This is a genomic window from Pirellulales bacterium (assembly GCA_035533075.1).
GTDB lineage: Bacteria > Planctomycetota > Planctomycetia > Pirellulales > JAICIG01 > DASSFG01.
The window spans coordinates 38,949-54,976 of record DATLUO010000234.1 but is presented as its reverse complement, the minus strand read 5'-3'; the positions used below and the strand labels follow the sequence as shown (position 1 = coordinate 54,976).

Here is a 16,028-nt window from a genome sequence, read left to right as displayed (position 1 = left end):
TGCCACCGGCGACGGCATAAGGTACGCCGGCGGCGTCCAGCGCGCGAGTTGCCCTGCTCAGCCGCTCCTTGACTTTTTCGGCCGCCATAAGCGCCCTTTCCCAACCACTGAGTTCGACCGCCGCTTCTGCCATGATCCAAGCTCCCTTCGACTTCTCCATTCTAATCGGTCCGAGCCGGGGAGGCGATGAACGGGCGAGTCGACCCAGTCTATGAAGGCTTTAGAAAATGGAGCGACGTAACCTATATGGGGTGTTGACGCGCAGCGCGCTGCGCCAGTCGGCCAGGCTGGGTAAGGCGGAGTCGAGCGGCCGGTGTGCCGACGCGCAGCGCGCTGCGCACAGTCATAGCCGAGTTGGGAGGCCCTCCACACGACGCGCAGCGCGCTGCGCGACGTGAAATTGGGACACTTGCCGTGGGGCGCTGGCTCTGGATCGCCTCGCCCAAGCCAATAGTTCGGTTCGCTCGACTGGCGGCTACGGCACACGGAGTGTGCCTGCCACTTTGACGCCGCCGCCGTCGAGCAGCGCCGTTGCCAGGTCGGCGAAACGGGCAGCCATGTCGACAAGCCGCGCCAGTTTACCGACGATAGCGCGGTGCATAGGTGCCGGTCGGCCAATGCCATCCTCGCTGAGAGGCCGGCCCAGGTGGTCGCAGCCAAACGCATAGGCGTCGCAGCCGCTCCAGCCTGCCCGGTAGGTCATCGACTCGCTCGCGGCGCTTTGTGGCAACTCCACAATCAGCGTAATGGCCGCGGCATGCGATCGCTCGCTTGAGTCCAACGAGGAGCTTCTTACAGCAACCGGCTGCCGTAAAGCGGGCGTAAAACCCCCGGCCAGCCTCTCCGAGAGCGAGGCAAGTTGCGACCGGCCAAACCCAACGACCGTTCGCCGAGCGTGGGACAGGCTGTTCCAGATCGCCGCGGATTTTTTTTGCCGGAAGCGGCCCCGTTCGACATGCCTGGGCGTCGGCCGGCCGTCGCGCCGCTTGACCGGTCTGGATTCGCCTGGATCGGGCTCTGCCGCTGCCACCGGACGCGGCCGGCTGGACGTCGGAGCCCCAGATTGCGTCGTCAACTGGACGACGCCCAGCGACATTGCCATTACCGCCAGCAACAACCACAAAGTCCGCCGTGAACGCCTCATCATCCCCTCCTGGTATTCCGACTGCATCGTGTTATCGGAGCAAGCAAACCAGGGGCGTTAGGCGAACGCTGCCGACAGCGAATGGCACAGGTGTGCCGGTTGTTTCGGCGTCACACGCCATAAGCAGTATGGCGGCATGCGTGCAATCGGTATCATGGTGGCCATGAAACAAGCCCTGCTCTGTATCACGATGTTCGCTCTGGGTGCCGTGGTCGCGGCGGCGTTCCTGCACCAAGCGCCGCCCCTGCCGGCCGAAGAGAAACCCGCCGCCGCGCCGCCCGTGGTGCAACCTGCCGCGCCGCCGCCCGACGTGCAACCTGCCGCACCGGCGCCCGCCGAAACGCAAGAGACGCCGAAGCCCGTCCCTCAGCAGCCCAGCGGCGAAGCGTTTACGCCCGAAGAGCGCGTCAACATCTCGGTCTATGAGCAAGTGAACCGCTCGGTGGTGAACATCAACACGAAGGGCGTCCGCGAGGGAGATTTTTTTATGTTCGAGGTGCCCACCGAAGGGGCCGGCTCCGGCTCGGTGCTCGATAAGGCGGGCCATATTCTGACCAACTTCCACGTCATCGAAGAGGCGCGGCAGATCGAGGTCACGCTCTTCGACGGCAGCGCTCATGCCGCCAAGCTCGTGGGCCAGGACGCGGCCAGCGACGTGGCCGTGCTCAGCATCGAGGCCCCGCAAGAACTGCTGTTTCCGGTTCCCTTCGGCGATTCGTCGCATTTGAAGGTCGGGCAACGCGTGTTCGCCATCGGCAATCCGTTCGGGCTGGAGCGAACGCTCACCACCGGCATCATTTCGAGCCTCAACCGCAGCATCCCCGGCCGCGAAGGCCGCACGCTGAAATCGATCATCCAGACCGACGCCGCCATCAATCCCGGCAATTCCGGCGGGCCGCTGCTCGACAGCCGCGGGCGGCTGATCGGCATGACGACGGCCATCGCCAGCCGCACCGGGCAAAACACGGGCGTCGGTTTCGCCATACCCGTCAGCAACATCTCGCGCATCGTGCCGCAGCTCATCGAGAAGGGGCGCGTGATCCGTCCCGACGTGGGAATCGCCAAAGTTTATGAAACCGAGCACGGGCTGTTGATCGCAGAGCTGGTGCCGAAGGGGCCGGCGGAGAAAGCCGGACTGCAAGGACCGCGCGTCTATCGGCGGCAGCGCGGGCCGTTCATGGAGTACCGCATGGACCGCAGCACGGCCGACACCATCGTGGCGGTCGACGGAGTCCAGGTGACGACGGCCGACGAGTTTTTGACGGAGATCGAAAACCGGCACCATCCCGGCGACGAAGTGCAACTGACCGTTCTCCGCGGCGGAAAGCCGGTGGAGGTGCGGGTCCGGTTGGGTGAGAGCCCCGAGTAAGTGAGGCGTGAGGTATCAGGGTTCAGGGTTCAGGGTTCAGGGTTCAGGGTTCAGGACCGCCTGACGCCTGATGCCTGATGCCTGACGCCTGACGCCTGATGCCTCACGCCCCGTTCCCGTCGGCGAGCCACTTTTCGACGGCCAGCCCCAGCGTGCGCAGCTTTGCCCGCAACGTGGTGCGCGAGATGCCGAGCAATTCCGCGGCCTGGAGCTGGTTGCCTTTCACGTGCCGCAACACTTCGTCGAGCACGACGTGGTCGACCGCCGCGGAAACCAACCGATAGATGTGCGGCTCGTTCAGTTCGAGCAACTGGCGCGTGTAGCGTCCCACGTCGAGCGCGCCGGCGCCGGGCGCGGCCAATTCCGCGGCCGCCGGACGGCACACTTCCGGCAGGCAGTCGGGCGTCAGCACCTCGCCGGTGGCATGCAGCAGGGCGAACTTGAGGGCGCTTTGCAGCTCGCGCACGTTGCCCGGCCAATCGTGCGTTTCCAGCAGGCGCCGCGCATCGGCCGTGATGGAGCGGACGTTCTTGCCCAGTTCGCGGTTGAACAGCCGCAAGAAGTGTTCGATCAACAGCGGAATGTCTTCGCGCCGATCGCGCAGCGACGGCAACGCGAGCGTGAAGCCGTTCAAGCGATAAAAGAGATCTTGGCGAAAACGGCCCTGTTCGACCAGGTCCGTCAGGTTCTTGTTGGTGGCCGCGATCACGCGAACGTCGATCTGAATGGTGTCGTTGGCGCCCACCCGCTCGAAGCGCTGTTCTTGCAGCAGCCGCAGCACCTTGGCCTGCGTGGCGCTGCTCATGTCGCCGATTTCGTCGAGAAAGATCGTGCCGCCGCTGACCTGCTCGAACTTGCCGATCCGCCGCTGGTCGGCGCCGGTGAAGGCCCCCCGCTCGTGGCCGAACAGTTCGCTTTCCAGCAAGTTTTCGGGGATCGCGGCACAGTTGATGGCCAGGAACGGGCCTTGGCTGCGGCGGCTGTAGTGATAAATGGAGCGGGCCACCAGCTCCTTGCCGGTGCCGCTTTCGCCCACGATTAAAACGGTCACGTTCTGCGGCGCAACGCGACCGATGGCTTTATAGACTTCTTGCATCGCCGGCGAGTTCCCCACGATGCGGTCGGCCGGCGAATCGGTCGGCTCCTCTTCGCTGATCACCGCCGGCACGTGGCTGAGATGGCTGACTTCCAGCGCCTTGGCCACCACCTCGCGCAGCCGCCGAAAATCGACCGGCTTGAGCAGATACTCGAACGCGCCGCGGCGCATGGCCTCAATGGCGGTCTCCGTCTTGGCGAAGGCCGTAATCACGATCACCGGCAACCGCGGGTCGATCTGGCGGATGCGGTCGTAGGCGTCGAGGCCCGACATGTCAGGCAGCCGCACGTCGACAATCACCGCGTCCGGAAGCGAATCGACCACGCGATCGACGCCTTCCTTGCCCGTCTTGGCCGTCAGCACCTCCAGAGTCGAGCTGGTCAGGCTCTTCTGCAGTGAATAGAGAACGTTCGGCTCGTCATCGATTACGAGCAAGCGCGGCATGCTGCGGCCCCAGGGCGTCGACAGAGATGGAAGAAACAACGCTCGCGGCCGCGGATTCGGCGAAGTCGCGCTCGCCGGCCCGCGGCAGCCAAATATCGAACTCGGCGCCGCCGCCGGGCATGTTGCCGGCGTCGATCACGCCGCCGTGGTCTTCCACGATGCGGCGGCAGATCGGCAGACCGAGTCCTGTGCCGGTTTCCTTGGTGCTGATGAACGGCTCGAAAATTCGGTTGCCAAGGTCGGCCGGCAGGCCGCAACCGTTATCGGTGACTTTGATCACAAATCCGTGCTCGGCGCGATCGGTGGCCATCGTATCAAGGGCGCTCGCGAACGCTTCCCACGGCGACTGCCCCAGCAGCGGACGCTCCACCCCGGCGGCGGCCGTCACCGCCGCTTGTTCGGGCTCCACTCCACCGGCTGCCACGGGCCGCCAGCGGCGCCGGCCGACGACGTCGACCTCCACCACCCCTCCCTCCGGTAAAGCGTCCAGCGCGTTCAGCAGCAGGTTCAGCAGCACCTGGCGAATTTGCCCGCCATCGGCTTCAACCATGGCCGGTATTTCGGGCAAATGGCTGACCAGCGAAACGTGCTGCTGCTCCGCCCGTGCCGACACCAGCTCGAAGGTCTGGCGTATCAGGTGCCCGAGATCGAGAGCGACCTTCTCGGGCTTGGGCGGCCGGGCAAAATCGAGCAGGGACTGGATCGAGGTTTCCAAGCGGCCAATCTCCTCCTCGACGACCGCCAGATCGCGGCCGCGCAGCCCTCCGTCTCCGCGCTCGCCGGCCGACTGGACGAGAATCTTGATGGCCATCAAGGGATTCCGCAGCTCGTGAGCGACGCCGGCCGCCAACTGTCCCACGGCCGCCAACTGCTCGCTCCGCAAGACCTCGCGTTCACGCTGCTCCAAGCGTTCGACCACCATTCCGATATGGTCGGCCATGTCTTTCAGCGCGCTTTCCAACTCTTCGAAACTGGCCGTCGCCGACAGGGTGATGGGTCCCACCACCTCGTTCAGTTTGCCGGCGGCCCCGTGTACCGGCACGCTGAGTTGCACGATGAAGCGGTTGATGCCGCGGGCGATGCCGAAACCGGCCAGCAAACCGGCCGCCGAGCCGCAGATGCCCAAGAGCAGCAATCCCAAACCCATGCGGTCGGCCATCATCTGGCTTTGGTCGCTGGTGCGCTCCACAATTTGGCGGTGATAGTCGATATACTCCCGCGACGGCTCGAAGATATCGTGGTCCATGCGTGAGTCCCAGAGAAACTCAGCGAATTGCTCATTGGGGGAGCCACTGTGTCGGGCACGCTCCACCGCGGCGAAGAACTCGTGGCATCCCTGCTCGACCTTCGCGATGTAATCGAGCTCGCCTTCGGCACGGGCCGAGGCTTTGGCCGAAACCAGCAGTCGTTCAGTGCTTTTCCGTAGTTCAGGAATGTCGTCCAGTTGGCTGGCGTCGCCTCGAAGATAGCGGTTCAGCTTGCTGCGGACCTCCCGCATCTTGATTTCCAGGTCCTCCGCGGTGAGCATGCCGGCCACGTCGTGGGCCAACAGATCCGAGTTCTCCTTTTGCAGCCGATGGACATACCAGGCCGACACTACTCCGATGGCGAGCAGCAACATGCTGACCCCAATCATCGGTGCGGTCATGCGCAGGACAAACTTGGCGTTCATAGAGAATTCGCGGGAGCTGGACAAACCATGTCCACTGTGACCAGATTCTGCACTGTGCTTGATGCTGGTTGACATTCCGTCCGCCGATCGGATCGCTTTAGGATACCACGAATTCGCCGCGAGTTTCAGGGGGCTGCGCGATTTGCGCGCTATGAATAGGCAAAAACCCAGCGATTCCCCCAGCAAAGGCGGGGCCAGTCTCCTAAAATCAACCACCCGCCAAGTTGTTATGCTGCACGCAATCGTCGGTGGCTGGGGTCCCGGCGCGCCGGGAGCCGAGATCGATCCGGCCCTTGCAATACGCGCGGCCGGCCAGTCCCGGCGCGCCGGGAGTGGTGGCACTACCGGGGCATCGCCATTCTGTTTCTGTTGTTCAGGCGGGTGGTTGCCTAAAATAGCGAGACGACGGTGCCGTCGGGCAACCGTCCGCTCGGCTGGGGGCGGCCCTGCTGGCGGCCGAACAGCCATCGCCGTTCGGGGATGCGCGCGTTCAGATAGATCCAGCGACGTAGCGAACTGCTTGCCGCGTCTTCCGGCAGAGTTTCGTTCCAGCCGCCCAGAATGGATTGCCACGCCCGGCGCGATTGAAAGGGTCTGATGTGAACCGGGTCAAGCCCATACCAGTGGGATTCCGGCTCGATCAACCGACAGTCGTGGCGGCCGGCAACTTCCGTCAGCCGCTCGTCGAGTTCTTGAGCGCTGCGAGTTATCTCGGCCAGCGTCGCGCGACAGCCGGGATACGACATCGCGCGAAATACCGCGAACTGCCACTCTTTCACGCGGCCGACGTTGCACACGGGAAGCCGCGTCATCACCAGCCGGGCACCGGTGGCCGCGAGTCGCCGGCAGCACTCGTCGACCCAACCGGCAATCATCTGCGGCGAGGCGCCGTAGAAAAGATCGTTGCCGATGTCCGTGATCAACGCGGCAGTCGGGGCGGCGGGCCGCGCGGCCAGTGCCGGCCACAGCCCGCATTCAAGGATGCCAGGGAGCGACCGCACCAGCACCCTGCTGCGCAGACCGTAGGACCGCCCGTGGCCCACGGCGGCCAGCAGGTCGAGCGGCCGGCCCCAAGCGCGGCAGGCCGTGTCGACGACGGTGGCAATGCTGCGAGTGACGTTGCTGGCGCCCAGCAACACCACGCGACGCTGGGGCACTTCGCTGGCGGTCACACCATCCACTCCCCTATTACCAGCCGCGTCCGCCGAACCGGTCGTCATATTGCTGCAGCGCCTGATAGTTCGTGTAGGCGAACAATCCGAAGAGGAGCGCCAGCCAATAATCTTCGAGCTTGGCCAGCATCACCACGCCCATGCCCACGGCGGTGAAAATCGACAGCATCAACGATTGCCGCGTTCCGTTGGCTGGGTTGTAGTGATTCAACACCTCTTGCGAGATTTGCCCGCCGTCGAGCGGATAGATCGGCAGCAGGTTGATGCAGCCCCAGAGGATGTTTACGAAGAACAGGTCGATGATGAACCGGTTGAGATTCGTCGCATGGAAGAATTCAAACCGTATGGGCAGGGGAAACGGATCTTTCCAATCGAGTTGCACTTCGTGCCCCGCCAGGCGAATGGCCAACGCCACTAGCGCGGCCAACAAGAAGCCGGCCGCGGGACCGGCGAACGAGATGGCGACCTGCGGCCAGGTGCGGTGGTAGGTTGGCTCGTAGGCTGCCAGCCCACCGAGCGAATGAAGAATAATCCGCGGCCGCCAGCCATAATAGCGGATCATGACCGCGTGTCCGAACTCATGGACGAGGATCGAAACGAAGACGGCCGCCACCCACAGCAGCACCTCGACCGGCTTGGCGTCGTGCGACATACCCAAGAGCAACGTGACCAGCCAAAACAGCGGATGCACGCGCACCGGCACGCCGGCCAGCGCGAAGTTGACATCGTATTGCGTGCGTGGTGGTTCGAGTAAGAACACAGGAGTGCAAAACCGGACAGCGTTAATGCCACAGCATACCGACCGGTGTGCCGCTCGCCCAGGGCAGGCTGGAAAGGCAGAAGGCAGAGAATCTTTTTCTGCCTTCATCCTTCTGCCTTCTGCCTTTATTACGAAAGTTCCTTCTTGGCCCAAACGGCCAGCTTCTCGCGGAAGATCTTGGCGTTGTGCCGAATATCGACCGGAAACGAGGGATGAATCAGCACCTCGTCGATCGCCGCGGTGAGCGGGTTCGACTTGGCCACTTCACGCATTTCAGCGAGCAATGCATGGCGGTCGGAAAGTGTCAACGGCAGCCGCTCGACCAGCGGCTCGACGACGATCACCGGCTGCTGCTGCCCTTTCGTGCCCAGTCCCACGAGCGCCGAACGATAGACAGCCGGATGATGATTGAAGATCGCCTCGCACGGCTCGGTGTACATCGGCCCTCCGGCCGTCAACACGCGGTGCGACAGCCGGCCGCAATACCAGAAGCGGTCGCGATCGTCCAAATAGCCGACGTCGCCCATGCGGTGCCAGAACGTTTCGCCGTCGATGATCTTCGCCAAGGCGTTCCACTCGGTGCGCGTCACATACTCTTGCGTGACCACCGGCCCACGAACGATCAGCTCGCCAATCCGGCCGGTCGGCAGTTCTTTCGCCTCGGCCAGTGTCGAAATCGGCCCGTCCACAGTTTCGATCACCTTCCATTCGATGCCCGGAAAACGCCGACCCACGCACGTGCCAGCGCCTTGGCGCGTCCGCTCGGCCGTCTCCGACAGCACTTCACTGGCCGAGATCGACGCCACGGGCAACGCCTCCGTCGCTCCATAAGGCGTGTGCATTTCGCCATCCGCGGCGATGCACGACTTCATTCGCTCCAGCACGTAGGGCGGCACCGGAGCGCCAGCCGACATCACCCGCCGCAGCGTCGGCAGCGTCAGGCCGTGCGTGGCACAATAGGGACCAACGCGGTTCCAGACGGCGGGCGAGGCGAACGATTGGCTGACTCCGCAATCCGTGATGGCGGCCACGAGCTTCGCCGGGTCGGCCGTCGCCGGGCGTGAAGCGTCCATGTCGGGCACGACCGTCGTCACCCCCATCGCGCAGTTGAACAGCCCGAACAGCGGGAAGCAGGCCAGATCGACTTCGCCGGGCTGAATGTCGTAAAAGTCGCGAATCTCCTCGACCTGGCGGTCGAAGTTCCCATGACGATAAAGCACGCCCTTGGGCGGGCCGGTGCTGCCGGTAGTGAAGATGATTGCCGCCGGATCGTCGGCCTTGGTCGGCGCCAGTTCCGGGCCGCTCCATTCCGTCGCGCGAAGCTGAGCGAGCGTCGCTCCGCCCCAAAACCAGCGCCGTCCCACGGTTACATTAAAACGAGCGCGGCGGAAACGCCGCCGAAACAGTATTCGCACCGCCTGCACAGGCGAGATGGCGACGAATCCTTCGGGAGCGACCGCTTCCAGGCAGCCGATGAGATTGCCGCGGCCCATGCCCGGATCGATCAAAATAGTAACGGCGCCGGCTTTGAGCAGTGCGAAGACCAACCAGACAAAGTCGATGCCCGGCTTGACCAGCAACGCCAGTCGCGTGCCCGGCGTCACGCCGAGCCGACGCAGTCCACGGGCAATGCGATCGCTGTCTTGGTCGAGCTCGCGAAACGTCAGACGATGGTATCGTCGTTTGCCGGACCGATCGCAACCAGCCGCTTCGATGACCGCCGTGGCGTCGGGCCTGGCCTGTGCCTGGCGGGCGAGTCGGGCGGCCACGTTGACGACGTCGCTCATTCGCCCCGGCCGCTTTTCTGGCGCTGCAAGATCCGCCGCTCGATCTGTGCAAGCACGTCGTAGTCGCTGGGATAGCGGCTGGTTAGCGCGGGCCGCAAGCGCAAAGGAACGTCGTCCATGCGATAGACCGTGCCGGCTGTGTGGATGCCGTAAGTGGCTGTTGCAAAGGCGACGGTGGCATCGCGGGCGGCGGCTGTGTCCGGCGGGCCGACATAGATAGAAGGAATCGACCGCAACGACCGGCAGGCATCGCGGCTGAACGTCTCGAAAGGATCGGCGGCCACGATCAGTGCGGCATCGGCTTCGCCGCGGGTCAGTACCTCTTGGGCCGTATATTCGCCCGGATTGTAACGCGGATAGCCCCGTGCCAGGTTCACCGCGTAAGCAAAGCCGGTCCGCCAACCGACCAGCTTGTCGCCGCCGGTCACGTTGCCGCGGGCACGCACCGAGCGAGTCACGAAGCGCGTAAAGGCGTTCAGCTCGCGCGTCAAAAGAAAGAGTGCCTCGCAATTGAGATGACGGCCGCGGGAGTGCATCAGCCCCATGCCCATGATGAACGTGCCATACCGGGCCTGCTTCATGCGTTGAATCAGGTCGCGCCAAGAGTCCAACGGCACGCCGGTTTGCCGCAGCACATCGTCGGCGTCGAGTTCGATTTCTTTGAGCAGCGCTCGCAGGATCCAGAGGGCCTCGAAATCGGCATCCGGCTTGATCTGCAAGAACCGATCGGCCGCCGCGGAGGTCGCGGTGGGGCGCACGTCGATCGCCACGCAGGTGCGGTCGGCGCGGCCGCGGGGAACAAACATTCCCTCGGCCAGGGCGGTGTATTTCGAGTAGAGCCGCGGATGGGTTTCGGCGCAGTTCGTGCCCCAGAACACGATCAAGTTGCTGCGATTGGCGATCTCGCCCAGCGTGCAGGTGACTTTGCCGGTGCGCTGCAGGGCCAGCACGCTGGGTGCGTGCCCCATGCTGGTGCCGGTGTCGAGCGTGGCGCCGAGCCAATCGGCGATGGCCACCGCCACGCGTTGGGCCTCGCTGGTGGTTTCCGTCAGGCCATAGACCAGCGGAGCACGGGCGGACGTGAGGATTTCGACCGCCCGCTGATAGGCTTCTTCCGCCGTGGCCTCGCGGCTGTCGACAGTGCAGGGCGGATGCGTTTCGTCTCGCGGCCGCGTAAACCACTCACGGCCCAGGGCACAAGCGTTCCGGGCGGCGACGATGCGGTTGTCTTCCACGTCGAGCACGATGTCGTCGCATAAGCAGGTGCAATAAGTGCAGGTGGCGTCTTCGACGGTGTGGCGAGGCATGGCGGCGAGCATCGTGAGCAAAGGCCCTATTGTGCCGGACGCACGGCAAAGGCGAAAGGCGTCTGCGCCGTTTGACCGGCCGACGGCCGCGGTCTAAATTGGCTTTTGGGGCATTTGGAACGATGGGCCAACGAGACGCCGCATGGACGGTTTTCGACTCTGCCTGGCATTGGGGCCGCTGACGGTTTATCTGTTGCTGCTGGCCTGGATCAATCTCTCTCGCCGCCCGTTTTTGGTTTCCGGTGCCCGTGACCTGGCGGCCTTGGGCGTGGCCGTTTCAGGCATGGTGCTGGTGGGACCGATCGAGCTGTTGCTGCCCGAGCAGGCCATTTACGTCTACAAGGGCTACGTTTGGCTGCTGCTGCTGGTGATGTACAGTTTGTGCGTTTCCCTGGCGGCGCTCTTGTCGCGACAGCGGTTGACGATCTACAACTTCTCGCTCGAACAGCTTCGTCCGCTATTGGCCGAGACGATCGACGAGATCGAGCCGGAGGCCCGCTGGGCAGGCACTTGCTTGTCGCTGCCGAAACTGAGGGTTGAGCTGCACTTGGAGTCGAGTCCGGCCCTGAAAAACGTCTCACTGGTGGCCACGGGCGACGAACAGAGCTTTGCCGGTTGGCGGCGTCTGGAGCAGGCACTCCGGTCGCGGCTACGTCAGGCCGAGTCGCCGGCCAACGCCTGGGGCGTGGTGTTGGCGTTCGGCTCATTCGTGCTCGCGGCCTGCATCGGCTGGCAAGTGATGCTGCACCCCCAGGCCGTCACGGCCGGATTTCGCGAGATGCTGCGGATGTAGTGGATTCACAGCAGCCGGTCCATCGGCTCAGCCAACTCACGGAACCGCTCGTAGGGCATGGCCACAGTATCCCAGCGCGGCGAGATCTGCTTGGCGTAAAAGGCGTATTGTTCCAGCCGGATGCCGACAAAGGCATACAGTGCTTCGCGAAACTCGAAAAGTTGCTCGCGGGGCAGCGGTGCGCGGTCGCCGAGGATGGCGTAGGCGAACACGAACACGGCCCTGAAGCGTTCGCCGAACAGCCGCTCCCATTGGGCCATGCTCACCAGGTCGTCGCGCGTCGACCAGTTCTTCCAATACTGCTTGCGCATGCCCGACGGGAACCGCCGTCCTTTGACATCGACCAGCCAGGTGTTGCCATTGGTCGACGAGACGATGTAGTCCAGGCTTTTGATCGAGGCGTCGGCCAGCAGGCTGCGGCGGCTTTCATCGACGGCCACGTAGGGTATCTGCCGTGCCCGGAGATAGGCTTCGAAGGCGGCTTCGTAATGGTTGTCTCGATTGGCCATCTGGATTTGCCAGTGGTCCAACAATACCTTTTGCCAAACGCTACTGCAAAGCGCTCTTGACCGCCCCCGCTACATCGCCCGCCAACGGCACCGTCGTGCTCTCGCCGCTGGCCAGGTTTTTGATCTGGCAGTTGCCGGCTGCCAGCTCGTCTTCGCCGGCGATGACCGCCACCTTGAAACCCCGGCGGTCGGCATACTTTAATTGCTGGCCGATCTTCTTGGCTTCAGGATAAACCTCGACCCCCAAACCCGCCGCACGCAACCGGGCTGCCAACCGTAGATAATCGTGCAGCCGCTCGGCGACAAAATAGACAACCAGCACCTCCGCCGGCGTCGTGACCTTGGTCAGCATCCCTAGCTCTTCCATCGCCGCCAGCAATCGGTCGAGCCCCAGCGAGGCCCCGATGCCTGGCAGTTCCTGGTTGGTGTAAAGGCTCGCCAGGTTATCATAACGTCCGCCCGAGCAGATGCTGCCGATGCCGGAAAGCTGGTCTAAAAACGTCTCGAAGATCGTGCCGGTGTAGTAGTCGAGGCCGCGGGCGATCGAAACATCGAGCCGCAGACGCTCGCGCGGCACGCCGCCGGCCTCCGCGGCCGCCAGCAGCTCGGCCAGCCGGCCGACGCCCTCTTGCCCGACGTCGCTGCCGGCCACCAGCGGCTCAAGCTGCCGCAACACGTCTTCGTTCGACCCGCTCAACTCCGACAAACGCAGCACGTCGTTGGCCTGCTCGGCGGTAGCTCCCGCCACACTCTGCATCTCCTCAGCCACCGCTTCACGACCGATTTTGGCGAGTTTGTCGAGCGCTCGCAGGACCGCTCCCGACTTGTCGGCCAGGCCCAATCGCTGCAACAGGCCATTGAGCACCATGCGGTTGTTGACGCGAATCGTAAACGCCTCGAAGCCGATGGCCCGCATCAGGTCGTGGATCACCAGCGCCGTCTCGACGTCAGCCACCGGAGAGCGCGTGCCGATCGTGTCGAAATCGCACTGCATAAACTCGCGGTAGCGGCCGCGCTGCGTGTTCTCGCCACGCCACACCGTGGCGATGTGATAACGCTTGAAGGGCGTGCCCAGCTCACTGGCGTGCTGTGCGATGAAGCGGGCCAGGGGCACCGTCAGGTCGAACCGCAGCCCGACCCAGCGTCCGCCGTGGTCCTCGAAGCGGTAAAGCTGCTTGTCGGTCTCTTCGCCGCCTTTGCCCGTGAGGATTTCCAGGTATTCCAGCGCCGGCGTGTCGATGGGGCTGAAGCCGTAGGAGCGATAGACCCGCCGGGCCGTGTCGATCAGCCGCTCGCGGGCCATCATGGCGTCGGGCAGGTAGTCGCGAAATCCTTTGAGCGTGCGCGGCTCGATGCGTTGGGCTTTGGTCACGGCGAGATCACATTCAGCAAAGGGGGCCGGCGGCTGCGGAACTGATCGCGGCTGCGGGGCGGCAGCACGGCCTCGACGTATTCCGCCACCTGCTCCGGCGTTTCGAAATAGCGGTCGTACACGTAATCGTCTTCATATTCGCAGCTCTCAGTCGAGTACTCGCGGCAGATGTTGGGCCGCGTCTCGTAAATGCCGCAGCGATTGTCGTGTTGCAGATGCTTGCAGCGGGTGTGGACCAGCAGATACCACTGCTCGCCCTCGACGAACACCGTGGCCGCGTCGTGCAGCAAGTACCAGCGGATGTAGTCGAAATCCTTGTGCGTCGTCGGCTTGTCGATCGGCAGGGCGAAATACTTGCAGCACTTGGCCGAGCAGTAATTGCACAGACAGTCGTCCGGCGGAACTTGTTCGCGGCGAATCTGGGGAGTTCGTAATGGCATTTTAATCACTCAGGCCGGCCAGCTCGCACAGTGCTGCGGCCATCACCGGCTGCGGGCAGCTCCAAACCAAAAAGAACAACGCCTCCCGGCACCAGCGGCCTGCCGGATGGCCTAAGACATATCCGCTCCCCTTGGCCGCCGTCAATGCTCCCTGTGTGGCCCGCAGCGCCAGGCTGTTGGCCCGCGAGCGAAGTTCGTCGGGCGAACACCCCTCGCCGCCCGCCGCCAAGGTCAACAGCTCCGCTTCGAGCTCCGAGTGTACTTCGCGCAAACTGGCGGCCGGCGCCATCAGATCGGCACGCAGGGCCGCCTCGCGCTCCAGATAATCGAGTGCTCCCGCCGCCAGACCGAGAGCCAGGGCCGAGGTTTGCACGCCGCCGGTCCCCGCGCCTTTGCCCGACAGCACGTTCTCGGTCGGTCCCGCCAGCAGCCAGCGGCGATCGACGAGCACATCGCGGCATTCGGCACCGCCGGTCATCGTGGCGGTGAGTCCCACCAGCCGAGCAGGTTCGCCGACGGTGAAGCCCGGCAGGTTCGTGGGCAGCATGGTCAGAATCTGCCGGCCGTCGTCGAGCGTGGCCCCGGTGAGCACGTAGTCGGCCCGCACGGCGCCGGTGACCCAGGGGATCGAACCGTTGAGCACAAATCCCTCGTCGCTCTGCCGGGCAGCCAGCACCGGCTTGGCCAGATGCCGGCGGCTGGTCGTGAGGTGCGAAATGCCGACGGTCGCGAACACTTCGCCGCCGGCCAGCTTCGGCAGCAGGTCGTCGCGCAACGCATGGTTCTCGCAGACCGTCAGTCGCCGGCAGACGCCCAGCGGCTGGGTAAGCACGAACGTTGTGGCCAGACATGCGGAGCTGAGCCGCATCAAGCCCCGCATCAGATCGAGCTCGCTCCACCCCGCGCCGCCCCACTCCGGGCCGACGAACCAGCGATTGACGCCAAATCGTCGACAAAGGTCAAGCTGCTCCGCCGGCCAGTCGCCCGACGTATCGAGTGCGTCGGCGCGCGCCGCAAGGGCAAGGCAAAGCTGGTCGAGGGCGGGGTCGTCAGCGGTACTGATTTGGGTGTTGTAATGCATTGGCAATCGGCGTTCCGGCGCTAGCTTGGTTTGTTCATGGAAGCGGATCGATGTCGTCAAGCGGTTCCATATTGGCTGCCTGGCCCCACACCTTCCGCAATTCAGACTGATGTAGGCTGGCCCACTCCGCCACCATGGCAGCAGCGCGCGATGGCAGCTTTCCCGCGATGGTCGACAACGTGTCAATGCTGACAACCTATTGCTTGCCTCCGTACTCGGCGTGGAAATGCGGTGGCGGATGATCGCCGTAGTAGATCTTGATGACGATGCCGTAAAAGCGGCTGATGTCAGGCATTCAACTCGGATTCGCGCCTTTCCTGCACAAGCTGGGGAAAAAGGTCTTCCGGCGATGCACCGGTCACTCTCATGTACAACGCATCCGGGCAAAGATCGACTTTGTCGCTCCACCGAATCTCTCCGCCGGGGCCGATCGACACCTTCTCAAACGCCGCTCGATCGTTCCACACAGCAAAAACCCCGCGGCCGGCAAAATCGGAAAGATCGACTTCGCCCTCGACGCCATTGTCATAACGCAGGTAAAGTCGATAGCCTGACAGCGGTCGTACTTCAATGGGTCGATACATGGACTAAATCCTCACTGCCCTGATTCTACCGCCGCGGCTTCGCATTGTCAGGCTAAACCGCCGCGCCGCTGAATAGCGCCGCGATCGGCTCGCCGCCATTCAGCCGCAATGGCCGGCCAAGCGTGTCGCGGACTTCGGCCGCGCCGTCGACGCCCAGCGCATGGTAGATCGTCGCGCCCAAATCCTCCGGCCGATACGACCGCGTCACCGGCAACGCCGCCTGCTTGTCGGAACGGCCGATGACCTGCCCGCCGCGCACGCCGCCGCCGGCGAAAACGGCCGAATAGACCGGCGCCCAGTGATCGCGGCCCGGCAACGACGCACCGGGCAACATCGATATCTTCGGCGTCCGGCCAAACTCGCCGGTCACCACGATCAGCGTCTCATCGAGCAGGCCCGACGCCGCCAAGTCGTCGAGCAAGGCGGCCAAACCGCGGTCGAGCGGCGGCAGCAGCTTGTCTTTCAGGCGGCCGAAGTTGTCGGCGTGCGTGATCGTTC

The 16,028-nt window shown here is 64.1% G+C and carries 15 protein-coding genes and 1 pseudogene; 2 read left to right on the top strand and 14 right to left on the bottom strand.

The genetic code is table 11. The annotated features are described in order from the left end of the window. Nucleotides 1-475: 475 nt before the first annotated feature. Nucleotides 476-781: a hypothetical protein gene (locus VNH11_29525; GenBank protein HVA50522.1), complete on the bottom strand. Its 306-nt coding sequence runs from the start codon at nucleotides 779-781 to the stop codon at nucleotides 476-478. Nucleotides 782-1,280: 499 nt separating this feature from the next. Between VNH11_29525 and VNH11_29520 the strand changes: the two genes are divergently transcribed. Beyond that, on the top strand, nucleotides 1,281-2,513 hold the full coding sequence (locus tag VNH11_29520; GenBank protein HVA50521.1) for a trypsin-like peptidase domain-containing protein: 1,233 nt from the start codon (nucleotides 1,281-1,283) through the stop codon (nucleotides 2,511-2,513). Nucleotides 2,514-2,616: 103 nt separating this feature from the next. On the opposite strand, the gene VNH11_29515 is transcribed toward VNH11_29520, so the two are convergent. From VNH11_29515 to VNH11_29490, 6 genes are all read right to left on the bottom strand, one after another. Next, the gene (locus VNH11_29515; GenBank protein ID HVA50520.1) at nucleotides 2,617-4,053 is read right to left on the bottom strand and encodes a sigma-54 dependent transcriptional regulator; all 1,437 of its coding nucleotides are present in this window, start codon (nucleotides 4,051-4,053) and stop codon (nucleotides 2,617-2,619) included. Next, nucleotides 4,028-5,725, bottom strand: a complete 1,698-nt coding sequence (locus VNH11_29510) for an ATP-binding protein (GenBank protein ID HVA50519.1) — start codon at nucleotides 5,723-5,725, stop codon at nucleotides 4,028-4,030. The genes VNH11_29515 and VNH11_29510 overlap by 26 nt, the downstream gene beginning before the upstream one ends. Before the next feature lie 389 nt (nucleotides 5,726-6,114). Next, on the bottom strand, nucleotides 6,115-6,897 hold the full coding sequence (locus VNH11_29505; protein HVA50518.1) for a hypothetical protein: 783 nt from the start codon (nucleotides 6,895-6,897) through the stop codon (nucleotides 6,115-6,117). Between the two features lie 16 nt (nucleotides 6,898-6,913). Beyond that, nucleotides 6,914-7,657 (bottom strand): site-2 protease family protein, encoded by a 744-nt coding sequence (locus VNH11_29500; protein ID HVA50517.1) that lies wholly within the window; start codon nucleotides 7,655-7,657, stop codon nucleotides 6,914-6,916. Between the two features lie 128 nt (nucleotides 7,658-7,785). Beyond that, nucleotides 7,786-9,444 carry a fatty acid CoA ligase family protein gene (locus VNH11_29495; GenBank protein HVA50516.1) on the bottom strand — a complete coding sequence of 553 codons (1,659 nt, stop codon included), beginning with the start codon at nucleotides 9,442-9,444 and terminating at the stop codon, nucleotides 7,786-7,788. Further along, the gene (locus VNH11_29490) at nucleotides 9,441-10,751 is read right to left on the bottom strand and encodes a formylmethanofuran dehydrogenase subunit B (protein ID HVA50515.1); all 1,311 of its coding nucleotides are present in this window, start codon (nucleotides 10,749-10,751) and stop codon (nucleotides 9,441-9,443) included. Before VNH11_29490 ends, VNH11_29495 begins: the two co-directional genes overlap by 4 nt. Before the next feature lie 142 nt (nucleotides 10,752-10,893). Between VNH11_29490 and VNH11_29485 the strand changes: the two genes are divergently transcribed. Next, nucleotides 10,894-11,544, top strand: a complete 651-nt coding sequence (locus VNH11_29485) for a hypothetical protein (GenBank protein HVA50514.1) — start codon at nucleotides 10,894-10,896, stop codon at nucleotides 11,542-11,544. A 5-nt stretch (nucleotides 11,545-11,549) separates the two neighbouring features. Here VNH11_29485 and VNH11_29480 read toward each other — a convergent pair whose 3' ends face one another. The 7 genes and pseudogenes from VNH11_29480 to VNH11_29450 form a co-directional block, all read right to left on the bottom strand. Then, a complete protein-coding gene (locus VNH11_29480; protein HVA50513.1) occupies nucleotides 11,550-12,053 on the bottom strand; it encodes an HYExAFE family protein in 504 nt (167 codons plus the stop codon). 40 nt (nucleotides 12,054-12,093) lie between these two features. Next, nucleotides 12,094-13,425, bottom strand: coding sequence for a histidine--tRNA ligase (gene hisS, locus VNH11_29475; GenBank protein ID HVA50512.1), 1,332 nt, complete (start codon nucleotides 13,423-13,425; stop codon nucleotides 12,094-12,096). Beyond that, nucleotides 13,422-13,865 (bottom strand): YkgJ family cysteine cluster protein, encoded by a 444-nt coding sequence (locus tag VNH11_29470; GenBank protein ID HVA50511.1) that lies wholly within the window; start codon nucleotides 13,863-13,865, stop codon nucleotides 13,422-13,424. Before VNH11_29470 ends, hisS begins: the two co-directional genes overlap by 4 nt. A gap of 1 nt (nucleotide 13,866) precedes the next feature. Next, complete coding sequence (locus VNH11_29465) at nucleotides 13,867-14,946, bottom strand: acyl-CoA dehydrogenase family protein (GenBank protein HVA50510.1); 1,080 nt, start codon at nucleotides 14,944-14,946, stop codon at nucleotides 13,867-13,869. Nucleotides 14,947-14,980: 34 nt separating this feature from the next. Beyond that, nucleotides 14,981-15,241: pseudogene (locus tag VNH11_29460) on the bottom strand (DUF4160 domain-containing protein). Then, nucleotides 15,234-15,530, bottom strand: a complete 297-nt coding sequence (locus VNH11_29455) for a DUF2442 domain-containing protein (protein ID HVA50509.1) — start codon at nucleotides 15,528-15,530, stop codon at nucleotides 15,234-15,236. Before VNH11_29455 ends, VNH11_29460 begins: the two are co-directional and overlap by 8 nt. A gap of 52 nt (nucleotides 15,531-15,582) precedes the next feature. Then, entirely contained in the window at nucleotides 15,583-16,023 is a 441-nt protein-coding gene (locus VNH11_29450; protein HVA50508.1) for a DUF1501 domain-containing protein, read from the bottom strand. Nucleotides 16,024-16,028 lie beyond the last annotated feature (5 nt).

What these genes read in the sequence shown, in the direction of transcription:
- VNH11_29520 (HVA50521.1), top strand. Translation starts at nt 1,281, where the DNA reads ATGCGTGCAATCGGTATCATGGTGGCCATGAAACAAGCCCTGCTCTGT.
- VNH11_29515 (HVA50520.1), bottom strand. Translation starts at nt 4,053, where the DNA reads ATGCCGCGCTTGCTCGTAATCGATGACGAGCCGAACGTTCTCTATTCA.
- VNH11_29510 (HVA50519.1), bottom strand. Translation starts at nt 5,725, where the DNA reads ATGAACGCCAAGTTTGTCCTGCGCATGACCGCACCGATGATTGGGGTC.
- VNH11_29495 (HVA50516.1), bottom strand. Translation starts at nt 9,444, where the DNA reads ATGAGCGACGTCGTCAACGTGGCCGCCCGACTCGCCCGCCAGGCACAG.
- VNH11_29490 (HVA50515.1), bottom strand. Translation starts at nt 10,751, where the DNA reads ATGCCTCGCCACACCGTCGAAGACGCCACCTGCACTTATTGCACCTGC.
- VNH11_29485 (HVA50514.1), top strand. Translation starts at nt 10,894, where the DNA reads ATGGACGGTTTTCGACTCTGCCTGGCATTGGGGCCGCTGACGGTTTAT.
- VNH11_29480 (HVA50513.1), bottom strand. Translation starts at nt 12,053, where the DNA reads ATGGCCAATCGAGACAACCATTACGAAGCCGCCTTCGAAGCCTATCTC.
- VNH11_29470 (HVA50511.1), bottom strand. Translation starts at nt 13,865, where the DNA reads ATGCCATTACGAACTCCCCAGATTCGCCGCGAACAAGTTCCGCCGGAC.
- VNH11_29465 (HVA50510.1), bottom strand. Translation starts at nt 14,946, where the DNA reads ATGCATTACAACACCCAAATCAGTACCGCTGACGACCCCGCCCTCGAC.
- VNH11_29455 (HVA50509.1), bottom strand. Translation starts at nt 15,530, where the DNA reads ATGTATCGACCCATTGAAGTACGACCGCTGTCAGGCTATCGACTTTAC.